This window comes from Psychrobacillus sp. BL-248-WT-3 (genome assembly GCF_012843435.1).
Lineage (GTDB): Bacteria > Bacillota > Bacilli > Bacillales_A > Planococcaceae > Psychrobacillus.
Map to the genome: position 1 here is coordinate 107241 of NZ_JABAFC010000006.1, position 24964 is coordinate 132204.

The 24964-nt window shown below is 35.7% G+C and carries 25 protein-coding genes; 7 read left to right on the top strand and 18 right to left on the bottom strand.

The window, feature by feature from the left end; all coding sequences use genetic code 11:
* Positions 1 to 13: 13 nt before the first annotated feature.
* From HF876_RS05620 to HF876_RS05645, 6 genes are all read right to left on the bottom strand, one after another.
* Positions 14 to 778, bottom strand: a complete 765-nt coding sequence (locus tag HF876_RS05620; protein WP_169359083.1) for an SDR family NAD(P)-dependent oxidoreductase — start codon at positions 776 to 778, stop codon at positions 14 to 16.
* Positions 771 to 1718 carry a 3-hydroxyacyl-CoA dehydrogenase family protein gene (locus tag HF876_RS05625; protein ID WP_169359084.1) on the bottom strand — a complete coding sequence of 316 codons (948 nt, stop codon included), beginning with the start codon at positions 1716 to 1718 and terminating at the stop codon, positions 771 to 773. The genes HF876_RS05620 and HF876_RS05625 overlap by 8 nt, the downstream gene beginning before the upstream one ends.
* 77 nt (positions 1719 to 1795) lie before the next feature.
* On the bottom strand, positions 1796 to 3118 hold the full coding sequence (locus tag HF876_RS05630) for a GntP family permease (protein WP_169359085.1): 1323 nt from the start codon (positions 3116 to 3118) through the stop codon (positions 1796 to 1798).
* Positions 3119 to 3144: 26 nt separating this feature from the next.
* Positions 3145 to 4422: a histidinol dehydrogenase gene (gene hisD, locus HF876_RS05635; RefSeq protein WP_169359086.1), complete on the bottom strand. Its 1278-nt coding sequence runs from the start codon at positions 4420 to 4422 to the stop codon at positions 3145 to 3147.
* 113 nt (positions 4423 to 4535) lie between these two features.
* Positions 4536 to 5528, bottom strand: coding sequence for a LacI family DNA-binding transcriptional regulator (locus tag HF876_RS05640; protein WP_169359087.1), 993 nt, complete (start codon positions 5526 to 5528; stop codon positions 4536 to 4538).
* A 112-nt stretch (positions 5529 to 5640) separates the two neighbouring features.
* Complete coding sequence (locus HF876_RS05645; RefSeq protein ID WP_169359088.1) at positions 5641 to 6777, bottom strand: MFS transporter; 1137 nt, start codon at positions 6775 to 6777, stop codon at positions 5641 to 5643.
* A 129-nt stretch (positions 6778 to 6906) separates the two neighbouring features.
* Between HF876_RS05645 and HF876_RS05650 the strand changes: the two genes are divergently transcribed.
* Both HF876_RS05650 and HF876_RS05655 read left to right on the top strand, forming a co-directional pair.
* Positions 6907 to 7233 (top strand): MazG-like family protein, encoded by a 327-nt coding sequence (locus tag HF876_RS05650; RefSeq protein WP_346764039.1) that lies wholly within the window; start codon positions 6907 to 6909, stop codon positions 7231 to 7233.
* 686 nt (positions 7234 to 7919) lie between these two features.
* On the top strand, positions 7920 to 8825 hold the full coding sequence (locus tag HF876_RS05655; protein WP_169359090.1) for a DL-endopeptidase inhibitor IseA family protein: 906 nt from the start codon (positions 7920 to 7922) through the stop codon (positions 8823 to 8825).
* A 126-nt stretch (positions 8826 to 8951) separates the two neighbouring features.
* On the opposite strand, the gene HF876_RS05660 is transcribed toward HF876_RS05655, so the two are convergent.
* Positions 8952 to 10337, bottom strand: coding sequence for a DUF4179 domain-containing protein (locus HF876_RS05660; protein WP_169359091.1), 1386 nt, complete (start codon positions 10335 to 10337; stop codon positions 8952 to 8954).
* Entirely contained in the window at positions 10330 to 10854 is a 525-nt protein-coding gene (locus tag HF876_RS05665) for a sigma-70 family RNA polymerase sigma factor (RefSeq protein WP_240949658.1), read from the bottom strand. The genes HF876_RS05660 and HF876_RS05665 overlap by 8 nt, the downstream gene beginning before the upstream one ends.
* 329 nt (positions 10855 to 11183) lie before the next feature.
* On the opposite strand from HF876_RS05665, the gene HF876_RS05670 reads away from it, so the two are divergent.
* The 4 genes from HF876_RS05670 (at position 11184) to HF876_RS05685 (ending at position 14529) form a co-directional block, all read left to right on the top strand.
* Positions 11184 to 11621: a hypothetical protein gene (locus HF876_RS05670; RefSeq protein WP_169359092.1), complete on the top strand. Its 438-nt coding sequence runs from the start codon at positions 11184 to 11186 to the stop codon at positions 11619 to 11621.
* 377 nt (positions 11622 to 11998) lie between these two features.
* Complete coding sequence (locus HF876_RS05675) at positions 11999 to 12976, top strand: sensor histidine kinase (protein ID WP_169359093.1); 978 nt, start codon at positions 11999 to 12001, stop codon at positions 12974 to 12976.
* 42 nt (positions 12977 to 13018) lie between these two features.
* The gene (locus tag HF876_RS05680) at positions 13019 to 14302 is read left to right on the top strand and encodes a sensor histidine kinase (protein WP_169359094.1); all 1284 of its coding nucleotides are present in this window, start codon (positions 13019 to 13021) and stop codon (positions 14300 to 14302) included.
* A 77-nt stretch (positions 14303 to 14379) separates the two neighbouring features.
* On the top strand, positions 14380 to 14529 hold the full coding sequence (locus HF876_RS05685) for a YfhD family protein (RefSeq protein WP_169359095.1): 150 nt from the start codon (positions 14380 to 14382) through the stop codon (positions 14527 to 14529).
* A 47-nt stretch (positions 14530 to 14576) separates the two neighbouring features.
* Here the strand turns inward: HF876_RS05685 and HF876_RS05690 are convergent, their stop codons facing one another.
* From HF876_RS05690 to HF876_RS05725, 8 genes are all read right to left on the bottom strand, one after another.
* Positions 14577 to 15674: a Ger(x)C family spore germination protein gene (locus HF876_RS05690; protein ID WP_169359096.1), complete on the bottom strand. Its 1098-nt coding sequence runs from the start codon at positions 15672 to 15674 to the stop codon at positions 14577 to 14579.
* Positions 15667 to 16746, bottom strand: a complete 1080-nt coding sequence (locus HF876_RS05695; protein WP_277347077.1) for a GerAB/ArcD/ProY family transporter — start codon at positions 16744 to 16746, stop codon at positions 15667 to 15669. Before HF876_RS05695 ends, HF876_RS05690 begins: the two co-directional genes overlap by 8 nt.
* Before the next feature lie 14 nt (positions 16747 to 16760).
* Positions 16761 to 18233, bottom strand: a complete 1473-nt coding sequence (locus HF876_RS05700) for a spore germination protein (RefSeq protein WP_346764035.1) — start codon at positions 18231 to 18233, stop codon at positions 16761 to 16763.
* A gap of 123 nt (positions 18234 to 18356) precedes the next feature.
* Complete coding sequence (locus tag HF876_RS05705) at positions 18357 to 18773, bottom strand: pyridoxamine 5'-phosphate oxidase family protein (protein ID WP_169359098.1); 417 nt, start codon at positions 18771 to 18773, stop codon at positions 18357 to 18359.
* A 71-nt stretch (positions 18774 to 18844) separates the two neighbouring features.
* Positions 18845 to 19717, bottom strand: coding sequence for a patatin-like phospholipase family protein (locus HF876_RS05710; protein WP_169359099.1), 873 nt, complete (start codon positions 19715 to 19717; stop codon positions 18845 to 18847).
* A 142-nt stretch (positions 19718 to 19859) separates the two neighbouring features.
* Positions 19860 to 20024 (bottom strand): hypothetical protein, encoded by a 165-nt coding sequence (locus HF876_RS05715; RefSeq protein WP_169359100.1) that lies wholly within the window; start codon positions 20022 to 20024, stop codon positions 19860 to 19862.
* Positions 20025 to 20172: 148 nt separating this feature from the next.
* Complete coding sequence (locus tag HF876_RS05720; RefSeq protein WP_169359101.1) at positions 20173 to 20316, bottom strand: hypothetical protein; 144 nt, start codon at positions 20314 to 20316, stop codon at positions 20173 to 20175.
* Positions 20317 to 20345: 29 nt separating this feature from the next.
* Positions 20346 to 21065: a gamma-glutamyl-gamma-aminobutyrate hydrolase family protein gene (locus HF876_RS05725; RefSeq protein WP_169359102.1), complete on the bottom strand. Its 720-nt coding sequence runs from the start codon at positions 21063 to 21065 to the stop codon at positions 20346 to 20348.
* Positions 21066 to 21212: 147 nt separating this feature from the next.
* Here HF876_RS05725 and HF876_RS05730 point away from each other — a divergent pair, with 147 nt between their 5' ends.
* On the top strand, positions 21213 to 22088 hold the full coding sequence (locus HF876_RS05730; RefSeq protein ID WP_169359103.1) for an SDR family oxidoreductase: 876 nt from the start codon (positions 21213 to 21215) through the stop codon (positions 22086 to 22088).
* 68 nt (positions 22089 to 22156) lie between these two features.
* Here the strand turns inward: HF876_RS05730 and HF876_RS05735 are convergent, their stop codons facing one another.
* Positions 22157 to 23551 (bottom strand): SpoVR family protein, encoded by a 1395-nt coding sequence (locus HF876_RS05735; RefSeq protein ID WP_169359104.1) that lies wholly within the window; start codon positions 23549 to 23551, stop codon positions 22157 to 22159.
* Positions 23551 to 24705, bottom strand: a complete 1155-nt coding sequence (gene yhbH / locus HF876_RS05740) for a sporulation protein YhbH (RefSeq protein ID WP_240949660.1) — start codon at positions 24703 to 24705, stop codon at positions 23551 to 23553. Before yhbH ends, HF876_RS05735 begins: the two co-directional genes overlap by 1 nt.
* Positions 24706 to 24964 lie beyond the last annotated feature (259 nt).

Below are 24964 nucleotides of genomic sequence, written 5' to 3' on the forward strand. Positions count from 1 at the left end.
AATTCCTCCAATCTTAAATTGCAGTCCATCCACCATCAACCTTTAAAGTTTCGCCAGTCACGAAATTCGCCAAATCAGAGGCTAAATACAACACTGCTCCAGAAATATCCTTTGGCTGCGAAAGTCCCTTTAAGAGAATTCTATTTTCGACATCCCTTTTAAAATCTTCATCTTCAAACATTTTGGCAGTTAACTCTGTTTCTATAAAGGTAGGTGCCACCGCGTTAACGTTAATACCAAGCTTAGCCCATTCAACTGCCAAAGCCTTTGTTAGTTGAACTAGACCTCCCTTACTAGAACAATATGCCGCTCTATTGTAATAGCCTACAAAGGCCATTTGAGAGGCTATATTAATAATTTTACCATTTTTTTGTTTACTCATAAATTTAGCCGCTGCCTGGCTTGTAAAGAATGCAGACTTTAAATTCAAATCTAAGACAGTATCCCAGTCATTCTCCGTTACTTCTAATGCAGGCTTTGCAATATTAACTCCTGCATTGTTGATAAGTACATCAATTGTTCCAAACTCTTTTACTGTCGTCTCTATTAAATTATTAATGTTCTCCATTTTACTTAAATCGCCTTGAACAGAGATGCATCGATCGTTATAGCCTTGTAGTTCTTTCAGCGTTTCCTCTAATGCTATACCTTCTCGTCCGGAAATCACCACATTAGCTTTTAGCTTAGCAAATGTATGGGCTATATCTTTCCCTATTCCTTTGCTACCCCCTGTTACAATTACAGTTTTATGCTCTAACTCAGAAAAGAAATTATTCATCGCTACCTCCTAAATTCATGTCTCCCTTAAGAAAATGAATTAACATCTGTTCACGTTCTACATTTTTAAGCTGAGAAAATTGCTCGTCCCATGTATAGAAGCCTTCTCCACTTTTGTCTCCAAGCTTATTCTCTTCCACTAACTGTGTAAGCACTCTACCGGATTTTTGATCGGTGCTCAAGTCCTCAAAAAGATAATTTGAAATAGCAGAAAAAACATCAAGACCTCCCATATCCGCAGTCATTAAAGGACCTGTTACCGGAAGACGACGCCCAATACTATATGTTACTGCTGCATCGATGTCCTCTTTAGTTGCTACCCCTGCATCAAGTAGGGATTGTGCTTCCCGAAATAACGCGTACTGTAAGCGATTCCCTATAAATCCTGGAATCTCTCTGTTTAATAAAACCGGTTTCTTCTTCATATGCTGAAGTACTTGCATAGCTCGCTGAACCGTACCGTTATCTGTCTTTTCACCCTTTACTACTTCAACTAAAGGAATTAGATGACCGGGATTCCAAAAGTGTGTAACAACAAAACGATTAGGGTGATCCATTCCCTCTGCCAATAAACTTGGCATAAAGCCAGACGTATTGCTTGCTATAATAACATCCTTATCCACTAGAGCCTCTAATTTTTTATACATATTTTTTTTAAGATCTAGTACTTCAGGTATTACTTCAATAATAAAGGTTGTCTCTTTTACAACCTCTTCTAGAGATATAGATAACTTAATGAGATCCATAATGCGTGCTGCTTCCTTTTCATTAAATAATCCATTATCCTTCATTACTTTTATTTTATTTTGAAGGCCTTTTTTAGCAATCTCCAGATCCTGCTCACTAACTCCATATACTTTTACATGTAACCCTGCCCACGCTGCGGATAAAGCAATGGAGTGTCCCATTGTCCCACAACCTAAAATTGATACATTTTCCATTTGTTCACACCCCTAATATGTATTTTAATAACCAATACCCAACAAGCAAATGCACCACTGCTTGTTGGGTATTGTGATTATATCCCTATGCCAAAAGAGAAAAGAATAACTGCTAATATTACACCGAGTATCGGCACAACAACGGTTAAAGCCCCAAAGGCCGGATAAGCATCCTTATGTGTTTCTCCACAGATTGAACGAATAGTCGTAACTACATAGCCACCTTGTGGCAATGAATCTAGAGACCCAGAAGAAATGGCAACGGATCTGTGAAGCGCTTCTGCATTTACACCTAAATCTAAATAATGTGGTGCTAAAAGCGGTAAGGCAATTGCCTGTCCACCTGAAGATGAACCGGTTAAACCCGCGATAACAGCTACGGCTAACGCGCCACCAATTAGTGGACTACCTGGTATACCAGTCATTACATCAACTGCTGATTCAAATGCGGGAGTAACCTTTACTACACCACCAAAGCCCACAACAGCCGCGGTATTGGCAATGGCGATAACAGCACCCATTGCTCCTTCAGCAACAGCACCACTGAAATTTTGAAAATACTTTTTGTTTATTAGATAGGTAGCAATAATACCACCGGTCAATGCAAGGATTAATGCCGAAGTTTCCAATTCCTTATGTAAGACAAATGAAATAATTAATACTACACCTAAAGGGATCATACTTAGTAATGGATTGGGCAATTCTTTACGAGCAGCCGTGGTTACATCAGATTCCCTACTCACAAATGACTCGCCATTATCCATTGCTTTCTTAATCATCTTTTTCAGCCACCAATAACCAAATGCCATCATGAAAACAGCTACAATAATGCTTACTTCCCAACCTGCATAAGGAGATGTTTTTAAGAATGGGATAGGAATCCAGTTTTGAATTTCTGGTGAGCCCGCTGACGTCATTGTAAAGGTTGTAGAACCAAAGCCAAGAGCAGCTGGTATAAAGCGTCTTGGCAAATCTGCTTGCTTAAATAAACTCAAAGCCATTGGATATACCGAGAAGGCTACTACAAATAAACTTACTCCCCCATAAGTTAAAACAGCACAGGCAATTACAACAGCTAGCGCTGCACGCTTAATACCAATTTTACTAACAATCCATTGGGACACGCTATCTGCTGCCCCACTATCCTCCATGACTTTACCAAAAATGGCACCCGCTAAGAACATTAACCACCAAGAAGCTATGAAGCTAGTAAAGCCTCCCATATAATTAGTTAAGAAATTATCAGCACCCTTCTCTACAAGCTGTGGAAACAATGGAAGTCCATTAAATACCCCAACGAACAGAGCTGTGAGTGGTGCGGCAATGAGAAGGTTCATCCCCTTCATAGTTAAATAAATCAATAACGCGAGACCACCAAATAATCCTATGAAACCTAACATCCTTTTTCCCCCTTCACCCCTACGAACTATTTATTTCCGTAACGTCTTACTCTTAATAGTGCCTGCTCGGCGTGTCCAGCAAAGTTCTCTAACTGACATAAACGTGCTGCATATTCCCCAATATAAGCACTTGCCTCCGGTGTTACCTTTTGATAAGTTACTGTTTTAATAAATTTACCTACCCATAAGCCGCCCGTATACCTTGCCGCACCCTTAGTTGGAAGTGTATGATTTGTACCAATAACTTTATCTCCATAGGCAACATTCGTTTCTGGCCCTAAGAAAAGGCAGCCATAGTTCGTCATATTTTCTAAGAAGTAATTAGGATCTTCTGTCAAAATTTCCACATGCTCAAATGCTAAACGATCAGCCTCTACTCTAGCTTCTTCAATAGAATCTACTAAAAGAATTTGACCATAATCTTCCCATGAGACTCTCGCTACATCGGCCGTAGGTAAAGTTTGTAACTGACGCTCAATCTCTATTAACGTTTCCTCTGCCAATTTTTCTGAAGTAGTTATTAAAGCTCCTGGAGAAGTTGGACCATGTTCTCCTTGCCCTAGAATATCTGTAGCAACCATTTCTGCATCTGCTGTATGGTCCGCTACAACTAAGGTTTCAGTCGGACCAGCAAACAAGTCAATACCAACGCGGCCATAGAGCTGACGCTTTGCCTCTGCTACAAATGCATTACCAGGGCCAACAATCATATCTACCGGTTGAATAGTCTCAGTCCCAATTGCCATTGCAGCCATTGCCTGAATACCACCTAGCAAATAGATTTCATCTGCCCCTGCCAACGACATAGCAGCAATAGTAGCATAAGGGATTTCTCCATTAATCGGAGGGGTGCATGCAATTACTCTTTTTACTCCAGCGACTTTTGCAGTTAATACGCTCATATGAGCTGAGGCAACCATTGGGTACCGCCCACCAGGTATATAACAGCCTACGCTATTTACTGGGATATTTTTATGTCCTAAAATTACTCCTGGAATATTTTCTACTTCTACATCCTGAAGGGATGCAAGCTGTGCTTCTGCAAATTCTCGAATATTTTTTTGAGCAAATTTTATATCCTCAATTACCTCTGACGGTACTTGAGCTACCATTTCTTCAATTTGCTTGCTTGATAAACGGAATGAATCAGGTGACCACTTATCGAATCTTTCTGATAATTCACGGACTGCTTGATCTCCTCTTGTTTCTACATCCTTCAAGGCCTCTGACACTATTTGAGATACCTTTAAATCATTAGCACTTACTTCTTCTTGTGACTTTCCAGACTTAATTACTTTTACCATTTGTAATTCCTCCCCTTTGTTTGAAAACGCATTCATAAAAATACAATCCTTCTTTGCATACGTATGCAAAAATATATACAAGTAAGATTATTCTAAAAACATTAATTAGTCAACTATTTATATGTTGAATTACGAACAATTAGTTTTCCCTCAATCTCTATATTTTGGGCCTGACCAGAGTATTCGCTGATTTCCGTGGTTAAATAGTCCACTGTTACGTTTACCATTTCATTTATTGGCTGCTCCCAAGTAGTTAAACTATAAGAAGGCCAAGCGGACATCTCAATATTGTCGAATCCCACCACCTTCACTTCATCCGGAACAGCTATATGATGTTTTTTTAAGGAATCAATCACTCCTAGAGCCATAATATCATTCGCCACGAATATCGCTTCGGGTACTTTTCCCTGAGACACTACTTTCTCGATTGTTTTATACCCACCCTCGTAAGTAAAATCAGAAATATATTTTTTATATTCTACTTTATTTTCCTTTAATACTGTTACAAAGCCTTTTTCTCTCTCTATACTAGTTGATGTGTTTTCATTGCCAGAAATATAAATCATATTAGAGCAACCTGCCTCCAATAGGTACTGTGCAATTTGTTTACTCGCCTCTAAATTGTTACAGCATACCGAATAAAACTTATTACCATCAATCTTTCTATTAAACAAAGCTAAAGGAATTCTGTTATTAAATAGATCCTCGTTTGCCTTCAAAGACAACGTGGCATCCGTAATAATGACACCCGCAACATTATAGTTAAGTAATGTATCAATATCCTCCTGTTGAATCTCATCGTTATTTGTATACACAAATAAAATGCTGTAGCCCAACTTTTTAAATGCAGTTGTAAATTGCTTTAATACCTGTGGATAAAAAGGGTTCTGGACCCCCTTCATAACTAAACCAATTATTTTCGTTCTATTTGTAATTAAACTACGGGCAAATTCATTCGGTCTATAACCTAATTCCTTAGCGGCAGTTAATACCTTCTCACGAGTTTTTTGAGACACAGTCGCCCCTTTAAAATAAACACGTGAGACAGAAGATTGAGAAACGCCGGCAAGCTTCGCAACGTCCTTAGCAGTAACTCCTTGATTCATCTTACTCACTACCTTCATAAAAGTTTAATTATTTCAAACTATACAATAATATTGTTTTTTTGGAAATAATAAACACTAACCTCTATTAAAAGATTAGCGTTTATCAACAGCTTTAATCTTCTTCACCTTTCTTCCCCTTAAACAACCACGATCCTCCAACTAGAAAAACACCACTAAAAAGAAATACGCCTGCCACTCCAACAGAGCCTCCAATTACCCCAAAAAAAGCTGGTGCTATGAGCTGAAATAAGCGATTTATAGTTATTCGTAGTCCTAAAACTTCCCCTGTCCGTTCTGGTGGAGATGCATTATAAGTCGTTGTCATGGAGATTGGCTGTCCGCACCCTAAACCTAATCCCATCATAATAGCAAGAAATGCAATTACAATAACGGAGCTTGTCAAAGGCAACAATAAAAAGGCAATCCCTGCGACAAATATGGATACGAATAGGATAAATTCTCTCTTATATGTTTCTAAAAGCTTTGGTAATACAAAACGGACAAACATGGTTGCTAATCCCTGGAGCGCTATGATCCAACCAATTGTAGACGTAGACAAGTCCATTTGTTTTCCTAATAACGGAAAATAGGCAACAAAGATGTCTTTTGAATAAAGAACTAAGGCACTGGAGAACAAGGCCCTTCTTATTAACGGGCTTTCTAATAGCTTGATAGAGTCAATCATTTTAGTTGGCTTTCTATGTATTTGTTGCTCTGCCTTAGGGATTTTTAAAGAGAAGATAATGCCAGCTAATCCTATCCCCACGCATACTATATAAACAATTTGAAAGGATATATGTTCAGATAAGTATCCACCCATGAGAGGACCTATTACAGCTCCAAAAGCAACACACAAACTAAACATACTGAAATAATAATCTCTATTTTTCTTAGTCGTTTGGTGACCTAACTGATTTTGTAACGCAATAGGTATACTTATATTCCCTATCCCTAACAGTAACTGACTTGCAAACAATGACCATATAGTAGAAAAAACAGCTGGTACAATCATTCCGGCTATAAGGCTAACAAACCCAATAACAATAGGGAGCCTATCTCCTCTTTTATCTATTATTTTGCCTGCATGAATCGAAAATATTAATGGTAAAAAGGCAAACGTAGAGGTTAAAATACCAATAATCCAAATAGAAGCCCCATATTCATCCGCTGAAAGTGTAATGACAGGTCTAGTTGCGTTTACAACAGTATGAAATAAGAATATTAATAGTAAGACTCCTTTTAGATTCATATATCTCCCTCCATCCCATTATGTATAGTTCAATATTATATCAATACATAAGCCACTATGTTTAAAAGAATATAGACCATTTGTTCATAAGCTTGGCTATAATAATGGTAGTCATACAATACATAAACCATTTTATGGTTACAAAAGGGGCAGAAGAATATGAAGGAATTAACAGAGGAAATTTTAGAGTTCAACAAAAAAAGAGGTTGGGTTCGCAATACCGATGCTCGTAGTCTCGCGATCTCTATATCTTTAGAAGCTAGTGAACTATTAGAGCATTTTCAATGGCGTACCCCAGAAGAAGCTATAGCAAATGATAAACAAGGCATTGAAGAAGAAGCGGCAGACGTTTTAATCTACCTCCTTCAACTGGCAAACCTATTAGACATAGACTTAAAAGAAGCGGCAAAAAAGAAAATAAAAAAGAATGCTATAAAATATCCTTTACCTAACTAAGACGATTTCAGCTGTCGATCACTCAAGGCTTTTTTAAAAGCTATGTTAAAGAGTAGGGTTGATTTATGATATAAAGAAATCTTAAATCAGAGAGTAGAATTGATTTCCGCGCCAGCCGGACGCTTTCCTCGGGGTGAGCGATAAGCCATCACCCATCGCTAACGCGCGTGGTTGTGATGTCTTATCTGTCTCACTCATCCCGTAGGAGTCGCCGTCTGGCGCTCCAATCAATAAATTGGAACAGCTTTAGCATCGATAAAGCGCTAATAAATTCCCTCGCATAAACAAAGCTAAAAGTTCACCAACCTAAATTTCATACTCTAGTTCATGTTCTTAGCAGCCATTTGAAAGTACCTTTGTTTATATTTACAGTCACTAAAAAAAATTGTTAGTCAAAATCAACCAATAACTTTAACAAAGCTTTTTAAGGTTACAAATTAAGAATGTTGATATATATATAGTTAAATTTAATGGGGCACCGAGTAGTCAAAAATATGACTACTGGTTTGCCCCTCTTTCAATACAATCGACTATGTACAAAGTTACATAAACTTCTTTTAACTCTTCAGACATAATCTTTGCTCCCTCAACATAATATTTTATTAGCTATCTATTCTCCAAATTCACTAAAATACCTTTTCTAATATTTTTGCTTTATTAAACAAACACAAATTGGAGGAATTTAAATGAAAACTACAAAAGTATTATTAGCATTAGCCACGATTACTCTATTACACACCTCATTTATTCCGATAACAGAGGCAGCCACAACAGGGAATATAAAGAGTAACCAAACCGTTATTCAAAAAGATCAGCTAACTGACAAACTAGCTGTGGACCTAGCTGCTAAATATCAGGAGGCCTATCTGTTTGTAAGTAGTGGAGGAGGCTATAAGGATAGAGAATATGATACTTTTCTATATAATGACTTAGCCTATCGTTACCTATCAAATAACATTAATACCAAGGCCAAGCTCATGAAATATTTAACAGAGGCTATGACATCACAGGCAGCAGAACAGTTTATAAAGGACTTAGAGATTTTAGAATATAAAGGAAAGCTTGCTCAAAAAGAAGCCGACATAGGCTCTTTAGAGGAATGGAAAAAAGCTACCTCAGAGGTTATAAAAAAGGATAAGGATAAGGTTCAATATCGATTAACTGTACCTATCGGTGAGCCTTCAGAAAAAATAATGTACAGCGTAGAATATCAATTAGTTGAAAGCATAGGTTGGCGTGTTAGTAAGAGACCAGTGGTTGACCTAGATATTCCAGACAAAATAAATCCTGTTCATATTTTATTTACCAAATTATTAACTAGCCCACAAGTTGCTCAAAAGCAGCTATTACCGACTTCTTATTTTGAAGTAAACGAGTTTAAGAAAGGGCTCAAAAAAGTAGATCTATCAAAGATTAAAGAAATAGATAGAGGCTCACACCACGTGGAGTATATTGCTACAATTTTTGTAGAGCTTGAAAAGGACTACAAAGGACCTCTAGTTTCTGGGGAAAATAAAATGTATTTTATTGTTCAGCCCAATGGATATATGGATTTTAAAATTCATCAGGTAGGTCAAATAGAAATGTATTGATATTATATTTCCTAATTTTAAAAAGACAGCAAATCAAAGTTGATTTGCTGTCTTTTTACTTTATTCTTATTTAGCTTTTATCAACCCCTGAGACCCGCTATCAGTCATTGGCAACTTACACTTTCCTTATTTATCTTGCAAATCTATTTCAATCTTTACGTTTTCATCCTCAATCCAAGAAGGATAATAATCTAAGACCAATCTAACCTGTTTGCTATTTGGTGGAATTTGAAATTCAAATTTTGTTTTCCCATCTGGGAGATCTGTAAAAGAGCTAGTCACATATTGAGTGCTTGGATAATAGGGACTGTCGTCATACTTAAATGTATACTCCTCTTCCCTTTCATTTGTTATTTTTGGAAAATAGACGAACTCTTTGTTTCTATCTACATCGATAACAAAGCTAACTTGATTGTTTTCAATTTTTAAATCTGAGAAGATAGAATCCTTTGGCTGCTTTATAAACTTAGATAAATTTGTATCAATGAGTAAATAAGCCTCGTCTTTATCGATTGCAGCCACTTTTCCAAAATTTATCGTAAGTTTTTTAGGACTATAAAAATAAAAGCTATCAGGCACGGAAACCGTAAATTTATTTTGCTCCCAATAATAGCTATCAGCGTGCGTGGACCATTCTCTGCCTTTTTCATCTACCAATCGGATATTATTAAATGCACCATATAAAAACTTTTTGGTATTACTTGGTTTTGCCTCTAAAAATAACTTCATTCCCGTCGGATCTACTACAATAAATTTTAGTTCTATTATTTGCCCCTCTATCTCTACTTCCTTATTCACGGTAAAAGTTTTGCTCTCCAAGTTATTTATTTTCTCGTAGGAAAAGGGTATTTTAAAGTTTTCAATTTTATCTCCATTGATAATTCCTATTTCTAATCTATGGCCTTCAGAAGGCAGACTTGACTTATACCTAGATTCTATACGATGACTAGAGCTGAAAGCCTTCAATCCCTTTTCTGTAGCTAAGGGATAAAAGCTATTACGGATTTCCATACTATATTCATATGGCGATCTTTTATTTGACTTCACTCGCCAATATTTATATCCTAATTCACTCAAATCCTTTTCCTTCGATTCCACGGTATAAAAAATAACCATCCCTTTCTCATCAACAATCACTCCATCCAACGTAACCGTAATTCCGTGTTCGGTTTGGGATACATTTACCGGTTGATAGATGTCATGTTCTACTGCTGCTACAAGACCCTTGTCATTTTGAATAAGAGCTACTACTCTATCCAAGCCAGGAATCGCTGATACTTTGCTGGCAAAGGCTGGAGAAACGTTTACCGAGGTTACAAATGCTATGAATAAAATGGCTACCATAGCAATGGACAATATACTGCGCTTCGCAATCATTCTCTTCCTTGTTTTCTCTTGTTTTGCTTTTTCAAAGCCATTTCTTACGGACATCTGTAGCTTATCCAAAGGAATCTCTACCTGATTGATCACGTTTTTGCGTTTCTCTAACTTCTGCTTTTCCTCTTCAAACACGCTTCATCTCCCCTTTTCCTTCAAATTGATGTCGTAATGAGCGGAGTGCCTTATGTAGTCTAGTTTTAATCGTCCCTTCTGGTGTCTTCCACATGATTGCAATATCTTTAATTTTGATGTCTTCAAAGTATTTGAGATGGAGTAGCTCTCTTTCGTAGTCAGTCAGATGTTTAAGTGCCTCTTCTATTTCTAGAAAGGTAAAATTCTCCTCTACTCCAATTAAGTGTAGTAAGTCATCCTCCACTAACTCACGCTTACTTTTTCGAATTTCATCCTGGCAATAGTTCATCATAATCCGTATGATCCATGTTTTGAAATACGCTGGCTCTTTCAGTTTTCTTATATGTTTAAAGGCTCTATAGGTAACTTCCTGCACAGCCTCCAATGCATCCTCTTCATTTTTTAAAAAGGATATAGCAGTCCTATATAATGCTTCCTGATGCACATGCATCAAGTCCAAAAAAGCTTCCTCATTCCCCTTTATCGCTCTTTTTACTAATAACAGTTGTTCGCTCAAACCATCACCCCATTTCTACGTCCCTATTAATTAGACAGACTAATTGAAAAAAAGTTTTACATTTTTATTGTAAACGTACTTTAATATGTTTTTGTGTAAAATTAATTTCATTTAATTTGTCCTTCTATAAAAATTTTTACATTATAGGAATTAAGTGTTTCTACTCAAAATATACTTAGTAGGAAGGCCATTTTTATATATTTTTTGGTTTTTTTTACGAAAAATCAGTAAATTATTAATTTTATTATGCTTAACTTAAGATATTAATGAGAAAATGGGGTATACTTAATAGTAATGAGTTTGTGGATTTGTAAAGGAGGCACTACTTTATGTCAGTCGCTAGTGAAGCATCACAAGTAAATCTCGATTTTTTAATTAACGAGTTAGGTCTACAACAGGTTTCTAATACTTCCGTGTTTCGTAAAGGAAATATATTCGTCATTTCGCCATCGGTTCAAAATAAATCAAACACCTTTGAGCTAGGTGAATCACTTATGAAAAAGTTTAACCCTGAAACAGATGATGGATATTTACTCATACGTCTAAAAGAAAAATTCCTTATGTGTAAGTTACATCCCTTCCAACGTAAAATGATGACTTCGGATACCGAAAAAAGCACGAAAAGTAAGCCATCTTTTTGGAAGTTCCATGTAATAGAATCCATCATCCCACGTATTGAAAATAGCGGTGATAGAGAGCTAACGTTTAAAATCCAAGCTCCTACTAATAAGCAGCTAATTTCTTTTTTTAATAAAGAAACCCTATAGTAAAAACCAGATCTAGCTTATAGATCTGGTTTTTATTTACTTTCATTTTATTAAATTTTCCAAATAATTAAATAAAAACTTGAATACCCTTCGATTTAAAGATAATATAAATTTATAATCTTAAGGTGAGATGAGGTATTAAATTGGAGCTTATTACCGTTAATTTTCTATTCAATTTATCCTTAATTATCATCTTGTTTTTCCTTTGTTTCACTAACTTAAGAAAACCTGGTAGCCTGCTTAAAAGAAAAAAAACCTCTTTAATATTTTTTGTTATTACATTACTTCTGTGCTATTTGTTTTCCTATCATTTAACGGATGAATTAATGCTAGATTTACGAATGGTCCCTTTACTTATAGGAAGCCTCTATTTTAGGTTGAGTCCAATTTTGTGCGCAATCGTCATTTTACTAAGAGGTCTACATGGAATAGATTTAGGTTTCTATATGACTCTTACGATCAATGGCATACTAAGTATTGCATTATGGATAGTATCTCCTTATTTTATGCGATTAAAATCTAAATATCGTATAATTTGTTCCTCCTTTTTAGCTCTTATAATGAGCCTTTTTATATTATTAGTTGTACTAAACACTAGTGGGAGCGCACATACTTTAGATTTATATATAGCATATATAGTTATTCCCCCACTTGGCATTGCCATCATTACATATATTATTGAAGCCTTTGAAAAAATAAATACCCAAAGGAAGCTTTTAATAAAAGTAGAAAAAAAAGAAGCCGTAGAACAAATGGGTGCGGCTATATCACATGAAATTAGAAATCCTTTAACTTCAGCAATTGGATTTGTCGAATTATTAACTAGAGAACCCCTAGATTCTGAAAAAAGCAAGCAATACCTTGCTATTTTAAAAGACGAACTTGATTTGGCAGAGAAAATTATTCAAGATTATTTAACTTACTCTAAGCCTATAACAGAACATACAAAAGAATTAAATATTCAAGAGGAACTCCCTATTGTTCTAAAGCTTTTACAACCATTAGCTAACTATTATTCCGTTAAGATTGTCTCTGATTTATCGTCTACTAGTTTAATAGACGGAGATCGTGCAAAGTTCCAGCACACATTCATAAATATCATTAAAAATAATATAGTTTCCTTAACAGATGGAGGCGTTATATCTATCACAACTAAGGAGACTAAAAACAAAATTCTTATTACAATAACTAGTCCTACCACAGAAAATCAAATGGAATCTAAAGTACTAGACACATCCATTGATTTCGGTATTATAAGAAATATAAAAGGTACTGTTCGAACGAAGAGAACCGAACAGGAAACTACTTATTACTTTACCTTCCGCAAACAAAAAACTTCATATATATTCTGGTAAAGTTTTAATTCACATTCAATCTTTCTGAAAAGAGGTAATACTATGGAGCTGACGCTACATTTTTTTTTCAACCTATCTCTTTTAATAGTATTACTTTTTTTCAGCTTGATTTGGCTTGAAAATACGAAAAAGGTACAATTCATTGCGACGTTGTATTGTTTCGCCAGCCTCATAATTTGCTACGGATTTAGCTATCCTTTATCTGAAAATATCTTATTGGACTTAAGAAATATTCCTTTTGTAATTGGTGCGCTTTATATTGGTCTAGGTCCATACCTAGGTCTAACAGCAATTATTATTAGAGCCTTTTTTGGAATAGATTTAGGATTTTGGGTAACAGTATCTTATTATGCTATTTTCTCTCTTATTTTATGGAAGATACACCCTTGGTTTTTGGGAAAAAATAGAGAACAACGAATTTGGATAGCAATAGGCTTTATTTATATCGTAGGAATTTATCAAACCACTCCCTTACTTTTTATGTTAGATGGTTATGACATACTTGATGTAAGTTTTGCATTTTTATTTTTACAACCTTTAGGAGTAGGGATGATCACCTACTTTTTAGAGGAGGTTGATAAATTTACAATCTACAGACAGCAACTTGTAACTTTAGAAAGGCAAGGAGTTGTGGAAAAGATGGGTGCCGCTATCTCTCATGAAATACGCAATCCATTGACTGCTGCTATAGGTTTTGTCCAACTTTTACATAACGACTCAATTTCAGCAGACACAAAAAGGCAGTATTTATCTATCGTTAAAAGTGAGCTTCAGTCAGCTGAAAGAGTTATTCAAGATTATCTTACAATTTCTAAAGTTGATCCAGAAACTGAAAACACTATTCTCATCAACAAGGCATTAAATCAAGTCATACAAATGCTTATACCACTGGCACAAAATAGGTCTGTGGAAATAATTACAGATTTCGCAGAGGAATCCATAATTATGGGTGACAGTCAAAAATTTCATCAAAGCTTAGTTAATATTATGAAGAATGGAATAGAATCTATGTCTTCAGGAGGAATTTTAACTGTGGGGACAGAAGCTACGCCTACGAACGTCGTCATCACGATCAAAGATACTGGTTCAGGAATGACTGATGAGCAATTAAGTCGTTTAGGAGAGCCGTATTACTCTACAAAAGGGAACCAAGGAACTGGTCTTGGTATATTGGTTGTTTTTAGTGTTATCCGTGCAATGAATGGAAATATTCATGTAGAGTCCGAGGTAGGCGTTGGAACTACATTCGAATTAAATTTTAGATCGTCATTAGCTTACATTCCACCTGTAGTGGAACAAGAAAAAGGAAAAATGATTTCTAAATAAGTTTTATTCCCAGGAGTAAAATTACCTTTTCTTCTCATCTTAATAAAGAGAAAATTTTAGAAAGGGAGTATCACACCATGGGTAGAGACGACAAAAAGGGAAGTAGTAATAACACTGGTTCCTTACCTCAGACACCAAAGAATATGAAGATTAAGCCTAAGGATGTCCGAGAAGAATTTGCTCGAGAATTTGCAGAACTGAGACATTCCTCTAGAAAAAATAAATAGTATGATTTAAGGAGGACTTGATATTCATGTCCTCCTTAAATCATCTTCTAGTGAAGTACACCTGTACTTAAAATAGACATATCAACCTCAATATCCCACTTCATTTTACTTATAGTTTTACGGGTAAGCTCGGTATCCCACTTAACTCGCTGATGTCGACGTACGTTTTCTGTCAATCCAATGGGATCGACCTCTAATTTTTGCATTTCTTCTAAGAAATCATTGATTTTTTTTTTCAAATCCTTCTCTGCATCTTTTTCTAATCTTTCCATGATTTCTGGGTCTTTAAAGGAAATATTTTTACCTTTATACTCTGACATCGTTCCCTCTATCTTAAGTATAATTTTTAATCTTGGGGATTCTAAGCTTTTATTACTTATAATTTTTACACTGTTATCAATGAAATCAAGTAAGAGTGTATCTCCTCCCCCCACATTTAAGGTAAAGGGAGATAGTTTTTTCTTCCCCTGTATTGCTTGAATATATAAGGCATCATCTGGATGAAGTACGTTTTCCATATGATCCCCTTTAAATAAGGCGACACCAGTTAACTCCAACTTTTTCCCTTTAAGCTCAATTACAGGCATAATTGAATCTATATTAGGATTAGTTTGTGTATACATCAAGTCATGTATATTAGTATTTGGGTTAAATGCTAAGTTTACACTTGGCTGGAGCAGGTCACTGACATAGTTTATGACGCTTGCCTTGTCAGTATAATCCTGTCGCATTAACTCCTCAGCACTACCTTTTACAATAGCCAGCAAAACCTCATTGCCTACTTGTGTGTTTCGGTATAAATGCTTGATTACTTCTTCAACCTTTCCACTAGTAGCAAATTCCTCACTAAATAAAATGACACGTAATTGATTTAAAACTACTTTTTTCTCTGTTTTTTTCTCAATGTCAACCATTCCTGTTGTGACTAATTCAGTTGTAGTTGTATAGATTTGTGTTCTTTCATTAGCATACTTGGATTTTTGAGGAATGGCTGCAGTTAGTTTATAAGTGCCTTCTCCCTCATAGTCAAATCCAAGAATTCCTACCATATCAATACCTTCAATCGGGACCTTCTTTTCATTCAAATTGCAGCCCGTCAAAAAAACCATTCCTATTAATAATATTAAAATGATTTTTTTACTCATGATTCCACCTGCTTTTTTTAATAAAGTGAAGGGCAATTAAAATAATTGGCCACAGTAATAGTCCATAACCAATTCTATAACTTACAATAAAAGCCCTCTCTAAATTTTCATGAGAAAGTGGTAGCGTAAGGATTACGAAAATGGTAGTAGCTATTATATAAACGTGGGAACTTTTTCTTTTGGATATAATAGAATTTACACCTTTCATAGAAGCCCAGATATATCCTGACACAGATGAAAGCACTAAAAATACCCACAAGGTAATACCAAAAATATCTATTCTCTCCACAAAAGAAAATCCCCCTGCTTTAAATAGATGTAAAACAGAGTACTGAACATTACTTAGCTGCCATTCAGAAAAATACATGACACTTACCAGGGTAGTCAAGAAGAACAAAGATACACTAATCCAAATACCTATTAATGCATGCTTAAACGCTTTTTGTTTATTAATAATATAAGGAAAGAATATTAATATTACCTCATATCCGAATACAGTATTAAAGCCTTGGTCAAATGCCACAAAAAAATCATTCCAACTATGATTAAACAAAGGGAAAACATGGCTTATATCACCTTTATTTATAGACCATTTTAAAAAATAAACCATCGGTATTGTAATAAAAAATGCCATTATACAAAATCTAGCAACATTTTTTATACCACCATTAACGATATACAATACCAATAGCAAAACTAAAATAAGAGGTATGCTTGTCGTTTGTTCTTGGAGAGCCGTGCTTTGAATCAGCTGTACATAATTGCTGACCTTTGCAGTTGCTAGTAAAATTAACTGAATTACTATAAAGGCGTTAATACACTTTCCTAAAGACTTACCTAATATTTCTTCATTAATCTCAAACAAGTTTTTTGCATGATATTTTGAACATATCCAGATCATTGGCCATAGAGATATACTTGCAATTACTCCAAATAGGATTGGCATCAATGCCTGGCTGTACCCTAGACTACTCAATCTTTCAGGCAGTGACAGAACTCCTGTACCAAACATAATACTCTGTACCAAAAAAATGACATGATAGCCTTTTAAACTCTCTTTATTAGCACTCAGGTATGTTCACCTACCTATATACTTCGTTTTTTGGAACGAGAAATCCCGCTTTTCCTCTTTAAGAAAGATATTGGAAAACGTACAACACTGTCCATCAAATCAGACACCCTTCTCGGTATAACGGGTGACATAAAAGGCGTACCGAGGGATTTTACTCTTAATAAGTGGGCAATTAGCCATGCAAATGCGAGCATTTGACCAAACAAACCAAAGATACCGGCTGAAAGTATAAAGACATAACGAATAGTCCTGCTCGTATTACTCATATGGAAAACCGGTGGAAGGAAGGACAACAGAGCAGAAGTAGCCACAATAACGATTAGAATATTACTGACTAGGCCAGCTTCAACTGCTGCAGTACCAATAACAATCCCTCCAACAATCCCTATCGTTTGGCCAATTTTCGCTGGCATCCTGGCCCCTGCTTCTTTTAATACCTCTACAATTAGTTCAATAAATAACACCTCAAAGAGAGGAGAAAAAGGCACTTTCATTCTAGATTCTTGAAGATTTAAAAGGAGCTCATAAGGAAGCACCTCCTGGTGAAAGGTTAATGCGGAAATATAAGTTGGAGTAATCATAATGGTTAAGAAAAAACCAAAAAATCGAAGAGATCTAACTAAGCTAGCAGATGGCCAGCGATTATAATAATCCTCCGCACTAATGAACATTTCTAAAAAGGAGGTTGGGCATACAAGAGCTGCTTGACTGTTATCCATTAAAATAACTATTCTGCCATCTGCAAGGTAATGTGATGTGGTATCCGGTTTTACAGTCATATAATATTGAGGAAATAGTGAATAGGGATTATCTTCTATTAATTGCATAAGAGTAGAAATATCAAAGAACTTTGGATAATCAAGCTTGGTTAAGCGACTCTTTAATTGCTCGAGAGATGTTTTATCTACTAAATCATCTATATATATAATAGTGATTTTGGTATTAGAAACGCTTCCTATTGTTAAGTCTTCATTTTTAAGCATTGGATTAACTATTCGTCTTTTAACAAGCGAAAGATTTGTCTGTATGGATTCAGTAAATACATCTTGAGGGCCAATGAATGTACTCTCCATCTCTGAAGTAGTTACTTCCCGCTCCTTTACACTATACGTATGAATACTTAACAGTTGGTTTGTCTCATGGAAGTATAATAACGTTTCACCAATAGCAAGTTTTTTTGTAATCTCATCAATATTGGAGGGGTTCATATATTCTGCCACCTGATGTATTTGGTGAATATAATTTGCTAAAGGAATTAAAACCATTATTTCTAAAGTTTTGATATCTGTTAAGGATTGAGAAAAAATAATCGTAACAATGCCTTCGTTAGTTGGGATATTTTTATATAAAACGTCATTATTATCTTTAGTAATCTTTTTATAATACCTAATCCTTTTTTCAACTAAAGCATTCGTCGATGTGGTACCATCCATAAAATATGCAAGCATCGGCTTTTTTACTAATTTCATCTTTGTTATAAGAATCACTTGCCCTTCCTATAGATTTGATTAGTTTGTCCATTTATATTTTATGTATGCAAGTGAATCTATTGGATTCTTTACTAGCATATAAAAACACTCAAAACTTTGTCGTTTTGAGTGTTTTAGAGGTTAAAATTCAACTATTTCTGGACCTTCGCCTTTTGTATTCATAACTCTAACTTGTGTTGGAGTAATTTTCAAAATGATTAAATCCGGATCATCTGGACCTTTAAACCATCCTTTTAAAGCATCATTCCAAACCTTTTCTTTCATCGATTCGTCATCCGATTCCTCGACCTTCCCTTCAATTTCCAGGAAGGAATCACCTAATCCTTTTCCATCGTACCCTAGGAGGATGTGTGTGTATGGATTATGTTCAATTTCTTCTACTTTATGCGTTTTCTTACTTGTTGCGGTATAGAGGATAAAATCGTCATTAAAAAAGGTCATATATCGGGAATGTGGCTTATTTTGCTGCACTGTCGCCATAGTACCAATCATATTACTATTTAATATTTTTAGTGCTTGTTCTTTTGCATTAGTCATATCAATCTCCCCTTCCCTTTATGTCTTTACTATTCCTTTTTTAGAAATAAACTAAACATTCTTAAATGCAATTACCAGGTTTTCAAAAATCGAGTAGTTGATTCTCTTCCCTTTTGCAATAAATCCAATTTAGAATCATAATCTAATTCAAATTGGGTCGCACTATATTCATCTGCAGGTATAAAAATAATATTTCTTTCAATCTTTCGCGATATATACCTTGTGTCATGTGCATCTTTCATTGTTGTAAATAGGCCCTCAAATAAATCGAGTCCATTTTTTATTTTTTTTGGTTGCGGCTCTTCAATATTTGCACTAAGTCGAATACCTAAAACTGGTCTCTCTTTTAACCCATTTTCAAATATCCACATTGGGAAGTTACTCAGCACACCGCCATCAACCACTACTACGTCCCCAACACTAGATTTTAATTTTATCGGTTCAAAGAAAAAGGGTATTCCACAGCTCATCCGCAAGGCCCTACTTACTAAAAAAGTATCTGGTTCGATTCCATAATTTTTTAAGTCATCTGGTAGGACAATCATCTTTCCATTAGTTAAATCTGAGGCAACTAGCTTTAACGAGCCTGGAGGTAGATCTCCAAAAGTATAAATACCTTTATAAGCCAATTTCTCTAAAAACCAATCCTCCAATGCTTTTCCTTGGTAAATACCTAAACCCCAATACAAGTTTAACCATTTCATAAACGGCAATGGTATTACTGTCTTTCGTGGATCCAAGAGTTTTTGGAAGTTCTGACTCATCATTAGCTCTTCCATTTCTCTCCCGTTATAGCCTGCAGCTATAAAGCAGGCAAGTATTGCTCCTGCACTAGTTCCCGCCACACGCTTTAGACGATATCCTTTCTCTTCCAAAACTTGATATGCCCCAACTAGGCCGATCCCCTTCATCCCACCACCTGAAAATATCCCATCTATATACATACTGCACCCTTCTCTCTAAAAAAGTTGTTATATCACTCTAAGAGAGAAGCAATCGAATTAGAACATATATCGACAAATAAGATGAACAAAAATGTTGATATGTATATATATGGAATAGAGGTGGTGACCATAAAGTGATTAATTATTTGTTTGAATTATTTTTTGTTTCCTTTTGTTGGCTGTTATTGTGTTTTTTTGCTTCTGTATTCTGCCCTATCACACCCATATCATTTGGACTGATGTCATATCCATAACCATACTCTTCACGATCTAACTTATTTTTATGATTTTTCTTTTTATCATTCATGAGATTTCACCTCCATGAGAATAAGTTGTACTATTAAATAGTTATTATGCTTAAAATAAGTTGAGAAAATAAAAGAAGGACCGTTGTGACATACGCCATAACGATCCTTCTTTTATTAGTATTTTTGACCTTCTATATACGATATTAACTATTTATTATTTTTATTTTCTTCTTTCTCACCTGGTTTAGTTATATCTTTCTTATCCGCATTGTTCTTATCTGTCTCTTTAAAATCGTCAGGATTCAAATTAGAATTGTATTCCACATCATTATCCTTCTTATCTTTACCCAATATTTTCACCTCCTATTTTAATAGGCATGCTATTCGTTAGTTTTTCTTTCAATTGCAGCTTCTATAAATTTTCTAAACAACTTTTGTGAAGGCTCATCACCAACTAGAGCAAATTCTTCAGGATGCCACTGAAAACCATAAATAAACGTGTGGTTTTCACTTTCTACTGCCTCCACTATACCGTCCGGTGCAGTAGCAACTACTTTCAACCCATCTCCAAGCTTATTTACGCCTTGATGATGAAATGAATTTACCTTAAATTCCTCTTCTTGTAACATTTGATATACCTTACTTTTACTATCTAGCTTAACCGGATGTGATCTGTGCGTTCTTATTGAATTTTGCCTATGCTGTAAAGTATATTCTTCTCTTTGCTCATGAATAGACTGGTGTAAAGATCCACCCATCACTATATTAAGCATATGCAAGCCTCTACAAGTCCCAATATATGGCTTGTCTAACTCTAGAAATTTTTGCACAAGTGCAAATTCCATTTTATCAAGTCGTGGAGTAATTCGTTGCAAGTGAAGATGTGGCAACTCACCATAATAAGAAGGATCAATATCTTCTCCTCCAGTTATAATCAACCCGTCTATTTGCTGACATAACTGGTCTATATCTTTATCAGGAATGAGTGGTATAAGTAAAGGAATACCTCCTGCTTGTAGAACTGTATCTGAATATACTGAAGACAAGTAATAACTTTTATCATCTTTAACTTCAGCAGTAATACCTATTATTGGTTTCATATTAGATTCCCCATTTTTTTAAATTTCATGCTCTATATTAATACCCTTGTTTGTACTTGCTAAACTTGTGTCAGTCTTTTTATCTAATGTTTGTCTTTATTTCATCTGGGAATACATTTATTAGAGATCAATAAAGGAGGACTCAACATGAGTAATGACAAATTCGAAAAAATGGAAGAAAATATCAAAGGACAAACACAGAATCGTCAACCAGGTTTTGAAAATGAAATGAGTCCAAAACCTATTTATGATGATGAGAATTATAAAGGTTCTGAAAAGCTAAAAGGAAAAGTCGCTTTAATCACAGGAGGAGATAGCGGTATTGGTAAAGCAGTTGCAATTGCTTATGCAAAAGAAGGTGCAAACGTCGCTATTGCGTATTTAGATGAACATGAGGATGCAAAAGAAACAGTAAAGCTAGTTGAAAACTATGGAGTTAAAGCAAAAAGTTTTGCTGTAGATATTAGCGATGACGAAAACTGCGAAAAGTTAATAGAGCAGGTTATTGAGGAATTTGGCCAGTTAAATGTTTTAGTAAACAACGCAGGAAAACAGTTCCCAACGATGAATTTCTTAGAGATTACTCCAGATCAATTACAGGAAACTTTCTCTACTAACATATACTCTATGTTCTATCTAACACAGGCTGCTCTTCCGCATATGTCTAAGGGGGACACAATTGTAAATACATCATCAGTGACAGCATACCGAGGTTCTGCTGAGTTAATCGATTACTCGGCAACAAAAGGAGCAATCACTTCCTTCACACGCTCCTTAGCGTTAAATCTAGTTGAAAAAGGTATACGTGTAAATGCCGTCGCACCTGGGCCAATATGGACCCCACTTATTCCAGCAACTTTTGATGCCGAGAAGGTAGAAAATCATGCTGAAAGCAATCCAACTGGCAGAAGAGGTCAGCCATCAGAAAATGCACCTGCCTATGTCTTCTTAGCATCTAATGACTCCACGTATATTACAGGACAAACTATTCATGTTGATGGTGGAGACTTCGTAGGTTCATAAAATTATATAAAATTTAAAGAGGATGATCGTTTATATTCACGATCATCCTCTTTTTCATATTAAAGTATTTACATAAGGCTCTTTGAAACTTTTTTTCCATCATAAGTATAGAGCACTGGTTTTTTCTCGACAAAGGTTTCCATATGAATAGAACGCCCCCACAGCTGGTAGATATATGGAAGCACATGCTCCAAATAATGCGCATCTAATTCCACACCTTCATAATTGTGCTTTAGATGCAACTCCCCGTTTCTAGAGAAATCACCATTTTCTACTACAATGTAGGGGTAGCCACCATTTTCACGGCTCGCTATTATTTCATCTCTGACATTCTCATAATCCTTATCAGTTATTTCATAGTTCCCATTTTTCTTTTCAAATAAGTAAAGGTCCTCTTGTTTAACTAACTCTTTTGTCAAATAATTTCTGATAAAGGAAATATCAGACTCTATTTCCCGTACTTCAAACAACTTTTCTCTCCCTAGCCCTGGTTCAATTCCAATTCTTCTCATTTCAGCTGTAGGGGAGTCATACCTTTTCTCTATATCCTCAAAAATTTTGAGTCCTAAATAATACGGATTTATGGACGTCTTGGAAGGTTGCACAACATTTGCATTTAACTTGGCAAATTCAATGGTTTCATCTGAAGTCAAATCCATTTCTCGGAGAATTCGCTGATGCCAAAAAGTTGCCCATCCCTCATTCATAATTTTTGTTTCGAGCTGCGGCCAAAAATAAAGCATCTCTTCCCGCATCATCGTTAAGATATCACGTTGCCAATCTTCAAGCTCCCGACTATACTCCTCTATAAATAATAGCAAATCTTTTTCTGGTCTGGGCGGGAACTTTTTTCGATAAGGCTGAACCAACTTATTTTTTTTCTTTTCGTCTAAATCCCATAAATCATCATACTCACTTTTTCTTTTTTCCTCTATTTCTTCTTCCTCTAAGTCATAACTAGGAAGCTTAGGACGGACAATCGAAGAATCAATATGTTCTTGAATAGCTAATACTGCGTCTAAAAATTGTTCTACCTCTTCTTTTCCATGAACCATTTCATAGTGTGCAATTCTCTCGGCAGTGGCAGTCATGCTTTCTACCATATCTCTCCGTGTGTTAGAGAAGCGAACATTATTCTTGAAAAAATCACAATGCGCAAGTACATGAGCAATAATTAGCTTGTTCTGAATAAGGCTATTTGTATCTAATAGAAATGCATAACAAGGGTTCGAATTGATCACTAACTCATAGATTTGGCTAAGCCCAAAATCGTATTGCATCTTCATTTTATGAAATTGCTTCCCAAAGCTCCAGTGTGCGAAACGAGTTGGCATCCCATATGCGCCGAATGTATAAATAATGTCTGCAGGACATATTTCGTATCTCATAGGGAATGTATCCAATCCAAAACCAGATGCAATCTCAGTTATTTCGGCAATTGCATATTGTAGTTTTGTGTCCATCACTTTACTCCCTTTTTAAAAATACTTTTTAACGCAGCATATACATCTTTATTGTTTCTAATTACGTGGTGTCTAAATTTTGGGTTTTCTATTGTCTTATATGTGTTCATCAAAGTGGAATAACGATTGTGTTCATTAACTTCCCCATACCCAAATATTTGAGATACCTTCATTAATTCATTAACTAGTTTCACACATTTTTCATTATCACTCGTCATATTTTCTCCATCTGAAAAATGAACTGGATAAATATTATACCGAGAAGGTGGATACTTTTCCTGTATTAACTCTAATGCCTTCTGATAAGCAGAGGAACATATGGTACCTCCACTCTCCCCCTTTGTAAAGAACGCTTCCTCAGTAACTACCTTTGCTTCTGTATGATGAGCAATAAATTCAATATCTAATGCCTCGTATTCCATTCGTAAAAATCTAACCATCCAAAAAAAGAAGCTACGTGCACAATACTTTTCAAAAACTCCCATTGAACCACTTGTATCCATCATAGCGAGAACAACTGCTTTTGATTCGCGCTTAACAACTTCATCCCAAGTTTTAAAGCGCAAATCATCCTGATGAATAGGTGCAATTGCCGCTTCTCCCTTAAGAGCATTTCTCTTAATAGCTGTAATTAATGTCCTTTTCTTATCAATATTACCCATAAGACCTTTTTTCCGAATATCATTAAACTCAATATGCTCGGTTACTATTTCGGATTTTTCTTTATCCTCTAGACTAGGTAGCTCCATGTCACTAAAAAGAGCATTTTCAATCTCTTCCATGGAAACCTCTGCCTCATAGTAATCTCGCCCTGCCTTGTCTCCAGCTTGCTTACCAGTTCCTGTGGCCTTTCCTTCCCCAGGCCCCTTAGCAACAACATCACCAATCTGACTGTCTCCTTTACCTTGGCCAACATGCTTAGAAGAGTCGTAGTTATATCTTATTTTATATTCATCCAGGGATCTAATAGGGATTTTTATAACGTCTCGTCCATTTGACATGATAATACTTTCATCACTTATTAAGTCTGGTAAGTTGTTTCTTATTGCTTCCTTGACCTTTTCCGTGTGGCGTTGCTGATCTTGATGTCCTTTGCGATGGAGTGACCAATTCTCTTGTGAAATAACGAAGGGATTTTTCTCTTTTTCATTCAACCTCAACACCTACCTATTTTTTATCATATGCCGGTGCAACAAAGTTATTGCCAAAGTTTCAAGAAAAGCGCAGGCGCCTATCTCTGCCCCGACAGGCAAATGGAGAAAAGCGAGGAGGCAGCTCCTCAGCCACCACAGCTTTTATCCATTTGACCCCGAGGGGCAAGGCGCCGGAGCTAGACAATCAGAAAAGCGCAGGCGCCTATCTCTGCCCCGACAGGCAAATGGGGAAAAGCGAGGAGGCAGCTCCTCAGCCACC